Consider the following 14,485-nt stretch of genomic DNA (forward strand, 5'->3'; position numbering starts at 1 on the left):
GCGGTGACCGTGTGGCCGCTGTTGGATAGCCGCGCCGAGGCCTTCGAAGCGCCGCTCACTGGTGAGCGGCGCTTCGTCATTCCGGCGACGTGTTACGCGCCGATCCTGGTTTCTCCCAGCTGAGAGGGCAAGATCGGCGGGAGGAGATGCCCGCTCTCCTGATGATCTCCCAACTGCTGCGCCGAACTCGGTCCTAAGGCCGGCGAGCCCGACGAGGGATCGGCAGCTCGCGGTGTCCCCGCGTTAAGCGCACTCAGTTGAAGCATCCGGATGACCGACACCACGAATCAACCCGCGCCCGGAAGGTCGCTGCCCATCGCCCTGACGCAGCATTTTGCCGACATGCTGTGGCACACCGGCACCACGAGCGCTCACATCCTCGGGGAGCAGCGAGATCGCTTCGAGAGCGACCCCGCCCTGCCCGACCCAGACGATCCGATGTTCGCCGAGGGGTATCTGCGTTGGTGCCGCACCGCCGCCGACGCGGTCCTCCTCCTCGCTCACGAGCGCGCTGCTGGTCACTCCGCGACCATGCTCTGGGGCCTCGACGAAGACGAGCGCGTTGTCCTCAGCACCCGCCTCCACGAGTAGCCGCAAACGACGGACTGGGAAAGGCTGCGCTTCGAACCGTCACACGCGCTTGATGAACCCGATCGTCTGCGTGGGCTCGCCGGATCCCGTGCCTGCGGCCACTATCCGGTTGACCGAATTAGCGTTATCGGCGGGAAATCGCGCCCTTGAGTCAGTACGAAACGTAGGCCGAACTGCGAAGGGTGGACGGTTCGAAACCTCTGAAACTTTCGGGCCCAGGGCCACCGCCTCCAGCCATGCCTCGTGTCTCACGAACTTAAGTGAGACCTCCTACGGAGTGCGCAGGGACCAAGCCGAAGGCGCACTGGACCTATCTCGGCGTCGAGTGGACTGCATTAACCGACCGACTTTACGCCGCCTCCACTTCGGGGAAAGAATCCGAAGCGTCCGTTGATGTTTGCAGTGAAGGCGACATCTCCGGATTCCTCTTGCAGTTTACTCTCTGCCTCGACGTTTTCCATGATGATTACTTGCCCCTCAAAGCTTTCCTGGAGATCCCGATACATTTTGCTCGCAACTGACTCTATGGCCTGAAACGGCCAGCCGATGAAATCTGGTGCCCGATATGTGATCAGTGGTGAATCAAGCACGATGAATCCTGGATGAGGCAGGTCCCGCGCGAGACAGTAGTCCGCCAAGCCGATTGTGAAAGCAGCCTGCAAGATTGAGCGGACCCCCTTACCGTGATCCGATCTGAACTGGCCGTTCGCCCAGACATCCTGGGTGTTGCGGTCGAAACGTGCATCGAGAGCTTCGTAGCCCCACTTACGCAGACGCTGTGCGATTGCTGTTGAAAATTCATCAGCGATTTTGGCTGGCAGTGCGTTCGCCCTCGCCGCGACTTCGGCGACATCCTCCTCTAAGAGGCGGGACCGGAGCGACACCAACTCGGAGTGCTGTTGCCATTCCCTCAGACCTGACTCTGCGCGAGTCTTCCTGTCGAGCAACCTTCTCAACTCATCGCGTCTGATGCGTCCGCGGTTAGAGAGGTCGCGAAGCGCAGCTTGCGTGACTGCAATACTCTGCCGTGCACGATCGCCGATCGCTCGAGCATCGAGAACTTGGGCATCGAGTTCTTGGAACGTAGGTTGAAGGTCAGCAAGGTTGGCTCTCACTCTCGCTTGCTCTGCTTCCACCGAGACTTGCAAGTGCTCAGGGTCGATGTCGAAGTCGTCTCTGTGTTGATGCTCTGGAGCGGCGCCACAAAGCGGACAATCGCCGGATGAGAAGTAATCGAGGAGTGATCCGCCCTCGAGGATTGCTTCGAGACGCCGTAAGTCAAGTGCATACTGAGCTTGCAGTAGTTCGAAACGCGCTTTGAGAGTGGATGCTTCTTCGAGCCGTAGACGCATGATACGAACGCGACGCTCGTCTCGACTGACCTGTTCAGATCCTCGGCGAATCTCGACGAGACGCTGCTGATCTTCGCTCTCGCTGACATCAATTGCTCGCTGAATTCGTCCGAGCTGAGCCTCGAGCTCCTGACGATCGGGGATGCCATGCAGGCCCTCCTCAGTGCGAGCTATCAATCGGTCTACGACCTCGACGCGAGCATTGCGCAATCTGCCCGCGTCCCGTGGTGCGGCAACGGCGACTAGATCGGAGTCGTCATCCCCTTCAAGAAGCAACTTGAGAGCTGCTGTTTCTTTCGTCTTGGTAGTGTATTGGCCGGTTTGAGCTGGAGCCTCTCGCGCCTGCATTTTGGTCTCGTTGATAACTGTGAGATGCACTAAGTCTCTGAAACTCAATGCGACAGTCTCGTTTCGAGCGTTCTTCTTAAGACGGGCCCCCTCGAGCCCGCAGGCTTCGAGCAACCAGGCTGACACGTTCTCGGAGTCTGGACCGTGCTTGGCGCGTAACTCGTCGCCTGGCTTGGAAGGGACCGCCTTATGCAATCCGCTATAGCGGGTGAAGCCGCCGCCGTTGAGGCGGCGTGCCAATGTAAAAGGTTCCCCCTGTACATCGAGACCCAATAGAAGATGTGTGTAGTTTCCAAGCTCCGGAGGCTGCGGGAGCTTTGATGCACCGAGCATGTAATCAATAGCGCTTACAATAAATGATTTGCCGGTATCTGAGGGGCCGTGAATCAGCGTGAGTCCGTCTACGAAATCCACCGAAGCAGCCTGTCCATTAGAATGCCACGCGGTGAGGTGCCGAAGTTCAATCCGAGTCATCGATGGATCCTTCAATTGTAGACCAGGTTGAGACTATGTCGCGGAGAGTGGCGCTGGTTCGCTCTGGAGTAGATATGAATTCGCCATCTCTCACCCAGTCCGCGCGGACGCGGTAATCTCTGAGGTAGCTGGCCCGAAGCGAAGCAACGACCGACCTGGTATTCAATCCGGCCATAACTTGAATGGAGTCGGCCGCAGGATGAAGCTGCGCCAACCCTCGGTGCGCGAGTAGTTCAACGGCTGTTCGAACCTGAGCCCGACGGGCGCCGAGGTCCGCCGCGCGTAACGGCAGGGCGGGGTGCAGCGATTCCGGTCCGTCGAAATCGGCCGAGTGCATGCATAAGTGATCGAAAACCATCAAATCGTCGATTGAATGGCGCTCCGGTTGCAGAACGTCCAAAGCCACCATGACGCGCAGGCTCGCTTCGAGGCCCGTCCCCAAAAGCCTCAATGCTCAACCCACCAGAGCTGGTCCTCATTTGCTAGCTGATGGCAGGCTCCCTTTATGTCGTCTTGTTCAGCCCTCGTGTGGAGAAGATGACTCGTAAGATTGAGCTGCCCTGCGGTGGTTAGGACTCCAGTGAGCCGTTGCCGCCCGCTCTGATTGGGCAGGGCAAACACGTCATAAACGCCATCATAGATGTCACTTCTGAAAGCTTCATAAACACCCTCTGGCACGCTGTCGCGAGCGTACGATTGCAGTTCTTCTGCTTTGAAGAAACGTACTCGATGCTTCTGTAGGTCGGTGCGAGTCCGTTTGTCCATTTCTGCTTCTGAGAGGGTGTCTATTTCAGGGAATTGCTCGCGGTACACGTCGAGAAGTTTGGTGAGGTACGGCATCTCGTGGTCACCGAAAGTGGTCGGTGGAGGCGTGACAGCGGAACGTGCCGGTAGCGCGGTTCCAAATCGGAAGCTGTGCCAACGAGTCCTAGCATGCTCATCGAGAATTTCCAGCAGGTTTGCGGAAGTGAAGCGGTCAAAAAGGTCCTTCGAGGCAAGCGCAACAATCGCGTCGTAGTCTGCATCTTTCTGCCAGTGCTTGGCAAGATCGTCCAGGAACCGGGCTCGCATCCGCTCCGGACTGTTCAGGGTGTTCTCTAGGTCTGTAGAGACTCCCTTCGGTGCAACAATGACGTACTTGCTCGGAAAGGTGTAATCGCCACGAGCGCTATGCCTGAACACTTTTAAGAGTTCCGGCATTATCCCGGACCAATTCACCGCATTCTCGTAATGCTTGCATTGGTAGCAGTCCCAGTCGCCGTCAAGTCCTTGGGTAGTTCGAAGATGAGCGATATCGATCCCGCGGTCTCCGGCGCCTCCCAAGCGTTTGACCTCGGCGAACAATGCGTGACGAGCCGTGACCCACTCGAAGATGAACTGTTCCCATTCTGACGGTGGGTAGAACATGATGAGTTGAACCGGCGAAAGGATTTGATGGCCACCGCCCACCTTCCTTTCGGGGCTTGACGGCGCATCCACCTCGACTAGCTCCATGACCACCCCTCAGTTCCAGGTGCTTAGGCTATCGTTCGCCGAACGGGCGCGCTTCGCTCCTGGGGGTGTGTGGCGTCCGCAACGCGCAGTCCGCCCCCCTTGGGGATTACTGCGCGCGCTCGTCATGCTTCCCGTGGACGTCGGAGTTCGCAATCGCGGAGGCTCGACGCTCGAGTTCGCGCACGCTGTGAAGCATCCTCCGGGTGCTTCGGTCCACGACTTGGTCTGCGTGCCCCCGTCTGGGGCGATGCGGTGCTATCGCGTGGGGCTGTCCGCGTGGGATGCTCATGTTCGGCCGCACGTCCCTGCTCCGCGGCTGACGCCAACCCGAAGGCAGAGGGCCGAATGATGACCGAGTACACGACCAAGTGGAAAGCAGCCAAGGCTGAGAAGAAGGCCGGGACTGCGCGCGACGCGCTCCTTCCCGGCGAAGATGTCTGGTTCCTCGGAGTATGCAACAACCTCCGCCCCTTCATGTCGGAGGTCGCGCTGACTTCACTGCGGGTGGTTGGTCTTCAGGATCGCTCGATCAACTTCGAGCTGCGGTACGCCGACATCGCGAACGTCGTGTTCGATCCCAAGAAGGAAACCGTCGAGGTCACCTCACGAGCGGGAGTCCGCACGGTCCTGAAGATGGTACCCAGGGCCGATCACGACGTGATGTCTCGGTTTGTGGACGAGGGTCGGTCATCGACGCCGCCCGAAGAGCTGCTCCAGGCAGCTGATGCGGCTGCAGACGAGGCCGCTGCGTCTACTGCTCGCCTCGAGGCGGCGAAGGGGGCGGATTGGCCGAATTCGATCGTCAGAGGGAAGATCGGACGGAAGGCGAGCGAAGCGATCCTGCGCCAGTGCCACGAGGACGAGCAGCCCTGGTTCATCCTCACCTCCTCAGTCGGAGCTGGCACGCTCGCGGCGTTCGATGACAGAGCAGTCATCATCAAGACTGGTGCCCTGACGAGCTTCATGGCTGGCTCGCTGGGAGGTGAGCGCTCGGCGACCTTCCACTTCACCGACATCACGGGCATCGAGTACAACTCCGGCTTTGTGAATGGCGTACTGGAGGTGCTCACGCCGAGCTACAGCGGCACGGCGAACCACGACTTCTGGAGCGGTGCCGGCAAGTCACGCAACTCTGCAGCGTCCGACCCGTACACGCTGAGCAACGCTCTGCCCTTGGGCAAGTCGGAGTACAACGCATGCCTCGGCGAGATCAACGAGCTGAAGGCTCGCATCAGCCGAGCAAAGACGCCCACCGTGGTCGTCGCCCCGGCGACCGATGGGCTGGCCGAGCAGATCCAGAAGCTCGCCGACCTCCGAACCGCCGGAGTGCTCTCTGACGACGAGTTCGCCAGCGCAAAGGCTCGCTTGATCGGACAGTGACGCGCAGTCGCTGGCTCGTTGCGTTGCGAGTGGAAGAAGAAGTTGGTCGTGAGCAAGGGGACAGTCGTTGAACGACGAGCACGTGCGGTATGAAACAAAGACCGTGAACGCTATCCGCGGTTCTGAAGGGAAGACGCGGTCGAAGATGGAACAGGACGGGTGGGAGCTCGTCCAGCAGAACCAGGGAGCGTTCCGGTCAAGTCTCGTCTTCCGCCGGCCGAAGAAGCCGCTTCCGAAGAAGGCGCTGGTCATCGGCGGTTCCTTGGCTGCTGTAGCAGTCATCGGTATCCTCATCGGAGCGATCACTGAGGAAGATCCTGCTCCTGTCGAGAAGGCAACCGCGATCGCAAAGCCGGAGGCCTCCGCAAGAGCAACCACCTCTGCCGTGCCGACACCTTCGGCCACTGCATCTACAGGGGCTGCAGCCGCCTCCGCCTCGGCTGATGCCCCAGCTGTAACTGACGCCGAGGTGCTTCAAGTCTTCGACGACTACTTCGCCGAGCGTTCTTCCAAGGGTGTCGTCCTCGCGAAAGCCGTCTCCCAAGTGCGGTTCGAAGGCGGGATAGTGCAGGTGACCTTCGACCCTGCCAAGGCCGGGATCACGAGGGACCAGTTCGACTACATCAACCCGTTCCCGAACCTCGCGAGCTTCGTCGCCAGCCCAATCGCCTTCAACGATGAGGTCGGCAACCGCATAAGGCCGTCCGTGCAGTCGATCACCACAATCGCTTCAAACGGAGCACCCCTCGGGTCCTTCACCCACGACCAGATCCTCGCGCTCAACGAGCTCGACCGCTGAGGCCATCCGCGATGACGGGACTCGCGGCGGCCGCACAACTGGCGGCACTCATCTCCATCGTCGTCACGGTCGCGCTGTTTGCGTACACACAGATAACGACCGTCCGCGCCAGCCGGTCGCATGCGCGGGAGGCGGCCGTGCTCGAAGTACTCGACGCACTCGACCGAATCACAAGGCGCCGCACGTGGCCGACTGTTGCGAGGCTGTGGCACAAGCCAGAGTTGGACTACGCGCTCCTTGTCCCACGACTCCTCGTTGGACTGCCCAAACGCGACAGGGCGATCGCCACGTGGCTTGCCACCCAAGTGAACCTGATGAACGCCGCGTCCACGCAAAGCCAGGTCTTCAAGGTCGCCCTCGAGGCGAGCAGCCGCATCGCGAACTGGCACATCGGCGAAGTGCCAACGTCGTGGTTCGAAAGCGCGGTCCGCGTGCACTCACCGCGCAAGCCTCGCGGGAATCTCCGAGTACTCATGACCAGCATCGCGGCCGCAGCCGGGCTGCTATTGACCGGCCTGACGGCCAGCGCGGTCGCGGGAGTCGTCGCCGGTCTAGCGCAGCTAAGCGTTCGGAAGGCGGCCGACAACGGCTGACGTCGAGGTGCCGTGGAACAGAACCCCGAAATCCGTGGAACGCCCGTCGTTGCTGGGATCAGCGATCCGCGCCGACACTGGCATCCGCGAATTAGACCGAACGCCTCGCGGGGGCCGGTCAGCTACGGCAGCATCTGCTGGAACAGCGCCGCAGCGCGCACCACGCCGAAGACCGTGCCGACGGCGCAGACCGCGAGGTACGTCCACAGCGGCCACATCGCCCGACCCGGTGCCACCTTCCGCATGACGACGAACCGCCCGATCACGTAGACGATGGCGGACAGGAACGCCCAGGGCCAGGGGAAGGGCCGGACGACACCACGCCGTCGGAGCGCACGGTGGTCGAGGAACGCGAGCAGCACCGATGCCCCGTAGAGGAGCAGTCCGCCGACCTGCAGGACGAAGTAGCCGACGGTGTAGACGGATGCCGGGTCGAGCGCCTGCAGGCCACCCGGGCCGATGGTGCGGAACCGGAACTCCGGCCTGTAGGCGAACTGGAGCAGCACGACGAGGACCGGTTGGAGTGCCATCAACCAGATCGGGAGGGTGTCCGTCGCCACTCCGTCCGGGATCCGGGGACGCTGCACCGGCCCGGCGGGCGGACTGACGTGCTGCGTCCAGGCGGTGCCGTCCCACCAGCGGTACCCGGGCTGTCCGGACGGGTCCGGGTACCAGCCGGGCGGCGTCGTGGTCGACATCGGATCCCCTCGTGCATCGGCGGGAGCAGCGTGCCCCACACCGTCAGAACCTAACGGTCAGGAATCCGCGCCGCTCGAGCCCCTCGCCACCAGCCGCACGGGGTTGCGGACCCGCCCACGCCGCACCCGCCCCTCGATGCTCTCGACGAGTGCCTCCGCAGCCAGCCGTCCGAGCTCCTGCAGGTTCATGTCCACGCTGGTCAGGTGCGGCCGAGCGCCCTCGACCAGGATGTCCCAGTTGTCGAACCCGACGACGGCGACGTCGTCCGGGATCCTCCGTCCGGACTCACGGACCGCGTCCATGACCCCGCGGGCGATGTGGTCGCTCCCCGCGACGACCGCGTCGACGTCGGGGTGTGCCGCGAGGAGCCGGCCGGCCGCCTGCCGTCCCCAGGACTCGTCCCAGGCACCGAACACCAGGCCCGGGTTGCCGACGAGCTCGAGACCGTGGTCCTCCATCGCGGCGGCGGCCCCGCGCAGGCGGTCCCGGGCTGCCGCGTAGGTGTCCTCGCCGTTGACGATCGCGATGCGGCGACGGCCGGCGGCGACCAGGTGCTCGACGGCGATCCGCCCCGCCAGTTCGTTGTCCGGCTCGAAGGACAGGTCCTGTTCGTCGGTCGAGGGTGCGTAGACGTAGACGACGGGGACGTCCGGCTTCGCCTGCATCGGCGGCCGGGGGTTCGTCGTGCGGCCCACGACCAGCACGCCGTCGACCCGCCGGGTCAGCAGGGACTGCAGCTGCAGCTGTTCCCGGAGCGCGCTGTCGCGGGCGTCGGCGAGCAGGACGCTCAGCGACCCGGCACCGAACGCGTCCTCGGCGCCGAGCAGGATCGGCAGCACGAACCGGTTGTCGAGGTCGCTCGTGAGCATGCCGATGGTGTTGGTGGACGCGCGGTTCAGGGCACGGGCGAAGGGGTTCGGCGTGAACGAGAGTGCGGCGGCGGCGGCGAGGACGGCCTCTCGAGAGCGGGCGCTCACGTGCGCCCGACCGTTGAGCGCCTTGGACGCGGTCGCGACGGAGACGCCGGCTGCGCGCGCGACGTCGGCCAGCGTCGTGGTCTCGGTCGTGGCCCCGTTGCGGTGATCGTCGTCGTCCATGTGCCCCTCCGAAACCAGTTTACGAAAGTTCTTGACACTGCGGCAAGCGTCCTCGTACATTGCTCCCGAAACCGGTTTCGGTTCTGCTCGACGAAGAGTTCCTCTTGGGGAGGTGCGCTCGCCGGGACGGACGTTGCCGGACCCGAACGGCGATCACGTCGCATTCAGAGAGGAACCCGTGATCATGCGCACCAAGACTGTTGTCCGCATCGGCGCGCTGGTGGCAGCAGCCAGCGTCGTCGCCGGTCTCACCGGATGTTCTGCCCAGTCCTCCGGCTCCGGTTCGTCCGGCGCCGCGAAGGGCACGTACACCTTCTGGGACCCGTACCCCCAGTACGACGCCTCGTCGGACTGGGGCAAGCTCGTCGCCCAGTGCGGCAAGGACGCCGGCGTCACCGTCAAGCGCACCGGCTACGACACGTCCGACCTGACGAACAAGGCGCTGCTCGCCGGCCAGCAGGGCAAGTCGCCCGACGTGCTGCTCGTCGACAACCCGGTCGTCTCGACCCTCGCCCAGGCCGGCATCCTGACCGACACCGCGACGAGCGGGCTCGAGACCGGCGACATCGCGCAGAACATCCTCGGCGCCGGGGTCATCGACGGCAAGACGTACGGCGTCCCGATCGGCGCGAACACCCTGGCGCTGTACTACAACCCCAAGGTGCTGCAGGCGGCGGGCGTCGACCCCTCGTCCGTCAAGGACTGGGACTCGCTGACCGCGGCACTCGCGAAGGTGAAGGCGGCGGGGAAGAAGGGCATCACCTTCTCCGGCATCAACACCGAGGAGGGCTCGTTCCAGTTCCTCCCGTGGTTCTGGGGCGCCGACGCCGACCTGACCAAGCTCGACTCCGCGAAGGCCGAGGAGGCGCTGAACCTCTGGAAGGGGTGGATCGACGAGGGGTACGCCCCGAACTCGGTGATCCAGAACACCCAGACGACCAGCTGGCAGGAGTTCCAGTCGGGCGACTTCGCCTTCGGTGAGAACGGCACCTGGCAGAAGGACGCGGCGAAGCAGATGGGCGCCGGCGTCATCACGATCCCCGCGAAGGACGGCGGAGCGGCCCCGGTGCCGACCGGCGGCGAGTTCTTCACGATCCCGGTGCAGCAGGACGACGCCCGCTACGCGACCACGAAGAAGATCGTCGAGTGCCTGTCCTCGGGCGACAACGTCGTGAAGACGGACAACACGCTGAACTACGTCGCCGCGTCGAAGGACCTCCAGCAGCAGCAGCTGTCCGGCAACGCCGACCTCAAGACCTGGGTCGAGGCCGTCGGTGCCGCCCGCGCGCGCACCGGGGACGACCTCGGCGTGAAGTACCCGGTCATCTCCGAGCAGCTCTGGACGGCCGTGCAGAAGGCCGAGTCCGGCTCGGCGTCGCCGTCCGACGCCCTGCAGTCCGCCCAGCAGGCCGTCGACGAGAAGCTGCAGAAGTAGCCGACGGCGGCACCAGCACCACCACCACCCGCACCACCGAACGGAAGCCGACACGACCATGACGACCGACACGACGTCACTGCGACCGTCGGCTGCGCGTCCCCGGGCCGAGGACACCAGCTCCTCGGCCCGGAGCCGCCGCGCACACGCGCAGCGGAGAGCGCAGCTCACGGCCTGGGCGTTCCTCGCCCCGGTGGCCCTCTACCTCGTGCTCTTCTACGCGTACCCGCTCTGGAAGAACATCGAGCTGAGCCTCAAGCACTACACGGTGGCGTCCTTCGTCTCCGGCAACGCCCCCTTCGTCGGCCTGCAGAACTTCGTCGACGTGTTCTCGAGCGCGACCTTCGCCCCGGCGATCTGGCACACGGCCGTCTTCGTGCTCGTGTCGATCGCCGTGCAGTTCGCCCTCGGGCTCGCCCTCGCGGTGTTCTTCCACGAGCACTTCCCCCTGTCGGGCCTGCTCCGCGCACTGTTCCTCGTGCCGTGGCTCCTGCCGCTGCTCGTGTCCGCGAGCACGTGGTCGTGGATGATGAACAGCGACTCGGGCATCGTGAACGCGTTCCTCGAAGCGGTCGGCATCGGACAGATCAACTGGCTGACGAGCCCGGAGTGGTCGCTCTTCGCCGTCCTCGTCGCGAACATCTGGATCGGCATCCCGTTCAACCTCGTGATCATGTACTCCGGCCTGCAGGGCATCCCGGGGGAGCTCTACGAGGCCGCGTCCCTGGACGGGGCGAACGGCTGGCAGCGCTTCTGGCGGATCACCTTCCCGCTGCTCCGTCCGGTCACGGCGATCACCCTGCTGCTCGGCTTCGTCTACACGCTCAAGGTCTTCGACATCATCTGGATCATGACGAAGGGCGGCCCGTCCGGCTCGTCCACCACCCTCGCCATCTGGTCCTACCAACTGGGCTTCGGATCGCTCCTGCCCGACTTCAGCTTCGCCGCGACCGTGGGCAACGTGCTCATCGTCATCGCCCTGGTCGTCGGCCTGATCTACGCGCGCGTGCAGCGCCGACTGGAGGTGTGAGGTGGCCACCACGACCGTCACCCGAGCCGTGACGACCCGGAGCACCCGCGGCCGGCAGCGTGGCACGGGCACTCCGCCCGCGGCGAAGCGCTGGTGGCGGACCGCCCTCGGCGTCGTCCTCACCGCCGTCATGCTGTTCCCGGTCTACTGGATGGTGAACGTCTCGCTCACCCGCGACCAGGACATGCGCAAGAGCCCGCCGAACCTGATCCCGATCGACGGCACCCTGCACGGGTACAGCACCGTGCTCGGCCAGCAGCTGCCGTTCCTCGGCACGAGCCTGCTCGTCGGCCTCGGCACCGTGGTGCTGACGCTCGCGCTGTCGGCCCCGGCCGCCTACTCGCTCGCCAAGCTGGGCCCCCGGGGCGGCGGCGCCATGAGCTTCGTGCTCCTCATCGCGCAGATGATCCCCGCGATCATCATGGCGATGGGCTTCTACACGATCTACGTGCAGCTCGGGATCCTCGACACCGTGTGGGGGCTCATCCTCGCCGACTCGACGATCGCGGTGCCCTTCGGCGTGCTCATCTTCACGGCGTTCATGCGGGGGATCCCGGACGAACTCCTCAACGCGGCCCGCATCGACGGCGCGAGCACCTGGCGCACCTTCACGTCCGTCGTCATGCCCGTCAGCCGCAACTCGATCGTGACGGTCTCGCTCTTCAGCTTCCTGTGGGCCTGGTCGGACTTCCTGTTCGCCAACACCCTCGACGGCGGCGGGGACGCGAAGCCGATCACCCTCGGCATCTACGCCTACATCGGCAACAACAACCAGGAGTGGAACTCGATCATGGCCACCGCCGTGGTCGCGTCGATCCCCGCCGCGGTGCTCCTCGTCCTCGCCCAGCGCTACGTCGCCGCCGGTGTCACCGCCGGCGCCGTGAAGGACTGACGCACCCGCACCCCACGTCCCAGGAGGACATCGTGACCATCACCCACACCACCGTCCCGGCCGGTCCCGTCGTGCCCTCGACCGGTGCGCTCCGCCCCCTGCCGCTCGGCGACCTGCGCCTGACCGGCGGCTACTGGGCCGACTGGCAGCAGCGGAACGCGGACACCGTGATCCGGCACTGCGAGACCTGGATGGAGCGCATCGGCTGGACCGGGAACTTCGACGCCGCGGCGACCGGCGCGCCGTTCGACCACGCCGGCATCGAGTTCGTCGACTCCGAGGTCTACAAGCTGCTCGAGGCCATGGCCTGGCAGCTCGGCGTGCAGCACGACGACGACCTGGCCGAGCGCTACGACCGGCTGGTCGACCGGGTCGCCGGGGCGCAGGACGCCGACGGGTACCTCCACACGAGCTTCGGCCGACCCTGGCAGCGGCCCCGGTGGTCCGACCTGGAGTGGGGCCACGAGCTCTACTCGATGGGGCACCTGCTGCAGGCCGCGGTCGCGCGGCTGCGCACCGCCGGCGGCGGACGGCTCGTCGACGTGGCGGTCCGCGTCGCCGACCACCTGGTCGACGTGTTCGGGACGGGCGGACGGGAGGCGGTGTGCGGCCACCCGGAGATCGAGCCGGCCCTCGTGGAACTCGGCCGGGCGACCGGCGACCACCGGTACGTCGACCTGGCGCGGACGTTCGTCGAGCGCCGCGGCCACGGTCTGCTCGCGCCGATCGAGTACGGCCAGGAGTACTTCCAGGACGACGTCCCCGTCCGCGACGCCGACGTGCTGCGTGGCCACGCCGTCCGGGCGCTCTACCTGGCGGCCGGAGCGGTCGACGTCGCGGTCGAGACCGGTGACGCCGAGCTGCTCCGCGCGGTCGAGACGCAGTGGGCGAACACCGTGGCGAAGCGGACCTACCTGACCGGCGCGATGGGCGCCCACCACCAGGACGAGGCGTTCGGTGCCGACTACGAGCTGCCGCCGGACCGCGAGTACGGCGAGACGTGCGCGGCGATCGCGTCGAACATGCTCTCGTGGCGGCTGTTGCTCGAGACGGGGGAGTCGAAGTACGCCGACCTGATCGAGCGCACGCTGTACAACGCGGTGATGGTCGCCCCGCGCGAGGACGGCCGGGCCTTCTTCTACGCGAACACCATGCACCAGCGCGTCGAGGGCACCGTGCCGCCGGAGGACGAGGTGCTCCGGCGCGCCCTGTCGAGCCTGCGTGCCCCGTGGTTCGAGGTGTCGTGCTGCCCGACGAACCTGTCCCGCACGATCGCCAGCGTGCAGTCCGTCTTCGCGACCGTGAGCGACGACGGCCTGCAGCTGCACCAGTACGGCGACTACGAGGTCGACACCGTCGTCGGCAACGGCACCCGGGCGGCGTTCTCGGTGCGCTCCGACTGGCCGCACGCCGGCCGGGTCGAGGTCGTCGCGACCGCTGACTCGGACGGCCCGGTCGCCCTCCGACTGCGGGTACCGTCCTGGTCTTCGGGAGCCACCCTCGACGTGGCTGGCCAGGCGGTGCCCGTGGTGGGCGACACCGTCACCGTGACGCGGGCCTTCGCCGCGGGCGACCGCGTCGTCCTCGACGTGCCCGTCCGTGCCCGCATCACCGTGCCGGACGCCCGGATCGACGCGGTGCGCGGCACCGTCGCGGTCGAGCGCGGCCCCCTGGTCTACGCGCTCGAGTCCACCGACCTGGGCGCCGACGTGCGTGACGTCACGGTGCCGACCGGTGTCGAGCCCGAGGACGGCGGTGTCGACGACGTGCGCATCGCGGTCCGGGTGCACCCGACACCGGAGCCGGACGCGCTGCCGTACCGGAGCGCCGACGGCACGACCGACCACGAGACCGGCCGCGCCGCGGACGGTGCGGCCGGCGACGGCCGGACCGTCCGCCTGGTGCCCTACGCGTCCTGGGGCAACCGCGGTCCCTCGACCATGCGGGTCTTCCTGCCCGTCGGGTAGGTGCGCTGCGGACGGGAGGCGAGCCGCGCCTCCCGTCCGCCGCGGACCCGGCCACCCGCCGAGCGGGCCGAGAGGAGGAGCGATGACGCTCGACCACACCGAGCGGCCGACGATCTACGACGTGGCGCTCGTCGCCGGGGTGTCGCACCAGACGGTGTCCCGCGTCCTGAACTGCCCGGAGACGGTGCGACCGGTGAACCGCCACCGCGTCCTCGCGGTCATCGCCTACCTGGGCTACGAGCGGAACGCCGAGGCGGAGCGCCTCGGCCGGCTCCACAAGCACCCCGCCGACAGCGCGGAGTGACCACACCACCGCACCGGGACCACCACCCGG

Annotated in this window: 14 protein-coding genes; 9 read left to right on the forward strand and 5 right to left on the reverse strand. The window is 65.6% G+C overall.

All coding sequences use genetic code 11. From position 1 onward, the window contains the following. The first annotated feature begins 270 nt into the window (after positions 1 to 270). Positions 271 to 591, forward strand: coding sequence for a hypothetical protein (locus Cus16_RS10000; protein ID WP_069712514.1), 321 nt, complete (start codon positions 271 to 273; stop codon positions 589 to 591). Positions 592 to 926: 335 nt separating this feature from the next. Here the strand turns inward: Cus16_RS10000 and Cus16_RS16330 are convergent, their stop codons facing one another. The 3 genes from Cus16_RS16330 to Cus16_RS16335 are packed head-to-tail and all read right to left on the reverse strand — an operon-like array spanning position 927 to position 4,259. Next, the gene (locus Cus16_RS16330) at positions 927 to 2,705 is read right to left on the reverse strand and encodes an ATP-binding protein (RefSeq protein ID WP_141718924.1); all 1,779 of its coding nucleotides are present in this window, start codon (positions 2,703 to 2,705) and stop codon (positions 927 to 929) included. A gap of 46 nt (positions 2,706 to 2,751) precedes the next feature. Further along, positions 2,752 to 3,216 (reverse strand): ABC-three component system middle component 2, encoded by a 465-nt coding sequence (locus Cus16_RS17125; RefSeq protein WP_411266606.1) that lies wholly within the window; start codon positions 3,214 to 3,216, stop codon positions 2,752 to 2,754. Next, positions 3,213 to 4,259 (reverse strand): ABC-three component system protein, encoded by a 1,047-nt coding sequence (locus tag Cus16_RS16335; protein WP_141718925.1) that lies wholly within the window; start codon positions 4,257 to 4,259, stop codon positions 3,213 to 3,215. The genes Cus16_RS17125 and Cus16_RS16335 overlap by 4 nt, the downstream gene beginning before the upstream one ends. Positions 4,260 to 4,607: 348 nt before the next feature. Here Cus16_RS16335 and Cus16_RS10005 point away from each other — a divergent pair, with 348 nt between their 5' ends. The 3 genes from Cus16_RS10005 to Cus16_RS10015 all read left to right on the forward strand — a co-directional run bounded on the left by Cus16_RS10005 (position 4,608) and on the right by Cus16_RS10015 (position 7,031). Continuing rightward, a complete protein-coding gene (locus Cus16_RS10005; protein ID WP_141718926.1) occupies positions 4,608 to 5,639 on the forward strand; it encodes an SHOCT domain-containing protein in 1,032 nt (343 codons plus the stop codon). Between the two features lie 67 nt (positions 5,640 to 5,706). Next, positions 5,707 to 6,438: a hypothetical protein gene (locus Cus16_RS16340; protein WP_141718927.1), complete on the forward strand. Its 732-nt coding sequence runs from the start codon at positions 5,707 to 5,709 to the stop codon at positions 6,436 to 6,438. 11 nt (positions 6,439 to 6,449) lie between these two features. After that, on the forward strand, positions 6,450 to 7,031 hold the full coding sequence (locus Cus16_RS10015; RefSeq protein ID WP_069712517.1) for a hypothetical protein: 582 nt from the start codon (positions 6,450 to 6,452) through the stop codon (positions 7,029 to 7,031). A 122-nt stretch (positions 7,032 to 7,153) separates the two neighbouring features. Here the strand turns inward: Cus16_RS10015 and Cus16_RS10020 are convergent, their stop codons facing one another. Together Cus16_RS10020 and Cus16_RS10025 are read right to left on the reverse strand one after the other, a co-directional pair. After that, positions 7,154 to 7,729, reverse strand: a complete 576-nt coding sequence (locus tag Cus16_RS10020; protein ID WP_069712518.1) for a DUF2510 domain-containing protein — start codon at positions 7,727 to 7,729, stop codon at positions 7,154 to 7,156. A 57-nt stretch (positions 7,730 to 7,786) separates the two neighbouring features. Next, entirely contained in the window at positions 7,787 to 8,827 is a 1,041-nt protein-coding gene (locus Cus16_RS10025) for a LacI family DNA-binding transcriptional regulator (RefSeq protein WP_069712519.1), read from the reverse strand. A gap of 184 nt (positions 8,828 to 9,011) precedes the next feature. Here Cus16_RS10025 and Cus16_RS10030 point away from each other — a divergent pair, with 184 nt between their 5' ends. The 5 genes from Cus16_RS10030 to Cus16_RS10050 all read left to right on the forward strand — a co-directional run bounded on the left by Cus16_RS10030 (position 9,012) and on the right by Cus16_RS10050 (position 14,455). Next, on the forward strand, positions 9,012 to 10,262 hold the full coding sequence (locus Cus16_RS10030; protein WP_069712587.1) for an extracellular solute-binding protein: 1,251 nt from the start codon (positions 9,012 to 9,014) through the stop codon (positions 10,260 to 10,262). 58 nt (positions 10,263 to 10,320) lie between these two features. Continuing rightward, complete coding sequence (locus Cus16_RS10035; protein ID WP_069712520.1) at positions 10,321 to 11,292, forward strand: carbohydrate ABC transporter permease; 972 nt, start codon at positions 10,321 to 10,323, stop codon at positions 11,290 to 11,292. Between the two features lie 130 nt (positions 11,293 to 11,422). Next, a complete protein-coding gene (locus tag Cus16_RS10040) occupies positions 11,423 to 12,184 on the forward strand; it encodes a carbohydrate ABC transporter permease (protein ID WP_069712588.1) in 762 nt (253 codons plus the stop codon). A gap of 32 nt (positions 12,185 to 12,216) precedes the next feature. Next, complete coding sequence (locus Cus16_RS10045; protein ID WP_069712521.1) at positions 12,217 to 14,151, forward strand: glycoside hydrolase family 127 protein; 1,935 nt, start codon at positions 12,217 to 12,219, stop codon at positions 14,149 to 14,151. A gap of 82 nt (positions 14,152 to 14,233) precedes the next feature. Then, entirely contained in the window at positions 14,234 to 14,455 is a 222-nt protein-coding gene (locus tag Cus16_RS10050; RefSeq protein WP_069712522.1) for a LacI family DNA-binding transcriptional regulator, read from the forward strand. The last annotated feature ends 30 nt before the right edge of the window (positions 14,456 to 14,485 follow it).

The organism is Curtobacterium sp. ER1/6, from assembly GCF_001742745.1.
In the GTDB taxonomy this organism is placed as follows: Bacteria; Actinomycetota; Actinomycetes; order Actinomycetales; family Microbacteriaceae; genus Curtobacterium; species Curtobacterium citri.

Bases quoted from the DNA above. Each gene is read 5' to 3' on its own strand.
- Cus16_RS10000 (WP_069712514.1), top strand. From the start codon at position 271: ATGACCGACACCACGAATCAACCCGCGCCCGGAAGGTCGCTGCCCATC.
- Cus16_RS10025 (WP_069712519.1), bottom strand. From the start codon at position 8,827: ATGGACGACGACGATCACCGCAACGGGGCCACGACCGAGACCACGACG.
- Cus16_RS16335 (WP_141718925.1), bottom strand. From the start codon at position 4,259: ATGGAGCTAGTCGAGGTGGATGCGCCGTCAAGCCCCGAAAGGAAGGTG.
- Cus16_RS10020 (WP_069712518.1), bottom strand. From the start codon at position 7,729: ATGTCGACCACGACGCCGCCCGGCTGGTACCCGGACCCGTCCGGACAG.
- Cus16_RS10050 (WP_069712522.1), top strand. From the start codon at position 14,234: ATGACGCTCGACCACACCGAGCGGCCGACGATCTACGACGTGGCGCTC.
- Cus16_RS10015 (WP_069712517.1), top strand. From the start codon at position 6,450: ATGACGGGACTCGCGGCGGCCGCACAACTGGCGGCACTCATCTCCATC.
- Cus16_RS10030 (WP_069712587.1), top strand. From the start codon at position 9,012: ATGCGCACCAAGACTGTTGTCCGCATCGGCGCGCTGGTGGCAGCAGCC.
- Cus16_RS10005 (WP_141718926.1), top strand. From the start codon at position 4,608: ATGACCGAGTACACGACCAAGTGGAAAGCAGCCAAGGCTGAGAAGAAG.
- Cus16_RS10040 (WP_069712588.1), top strand. From the start codon at position 11,423: ATGCTGTTCCCGGTCTACTGGATGGTGAACGTCTCGCTCACCCGCGAC.
- Cus16_RS10035 (WP_069712520.1), top strand. From the start codon at position 10,321: ATGACGACCGACACGACGTCACTGCGACCGTCGGCTGCGCGTCCCCGG.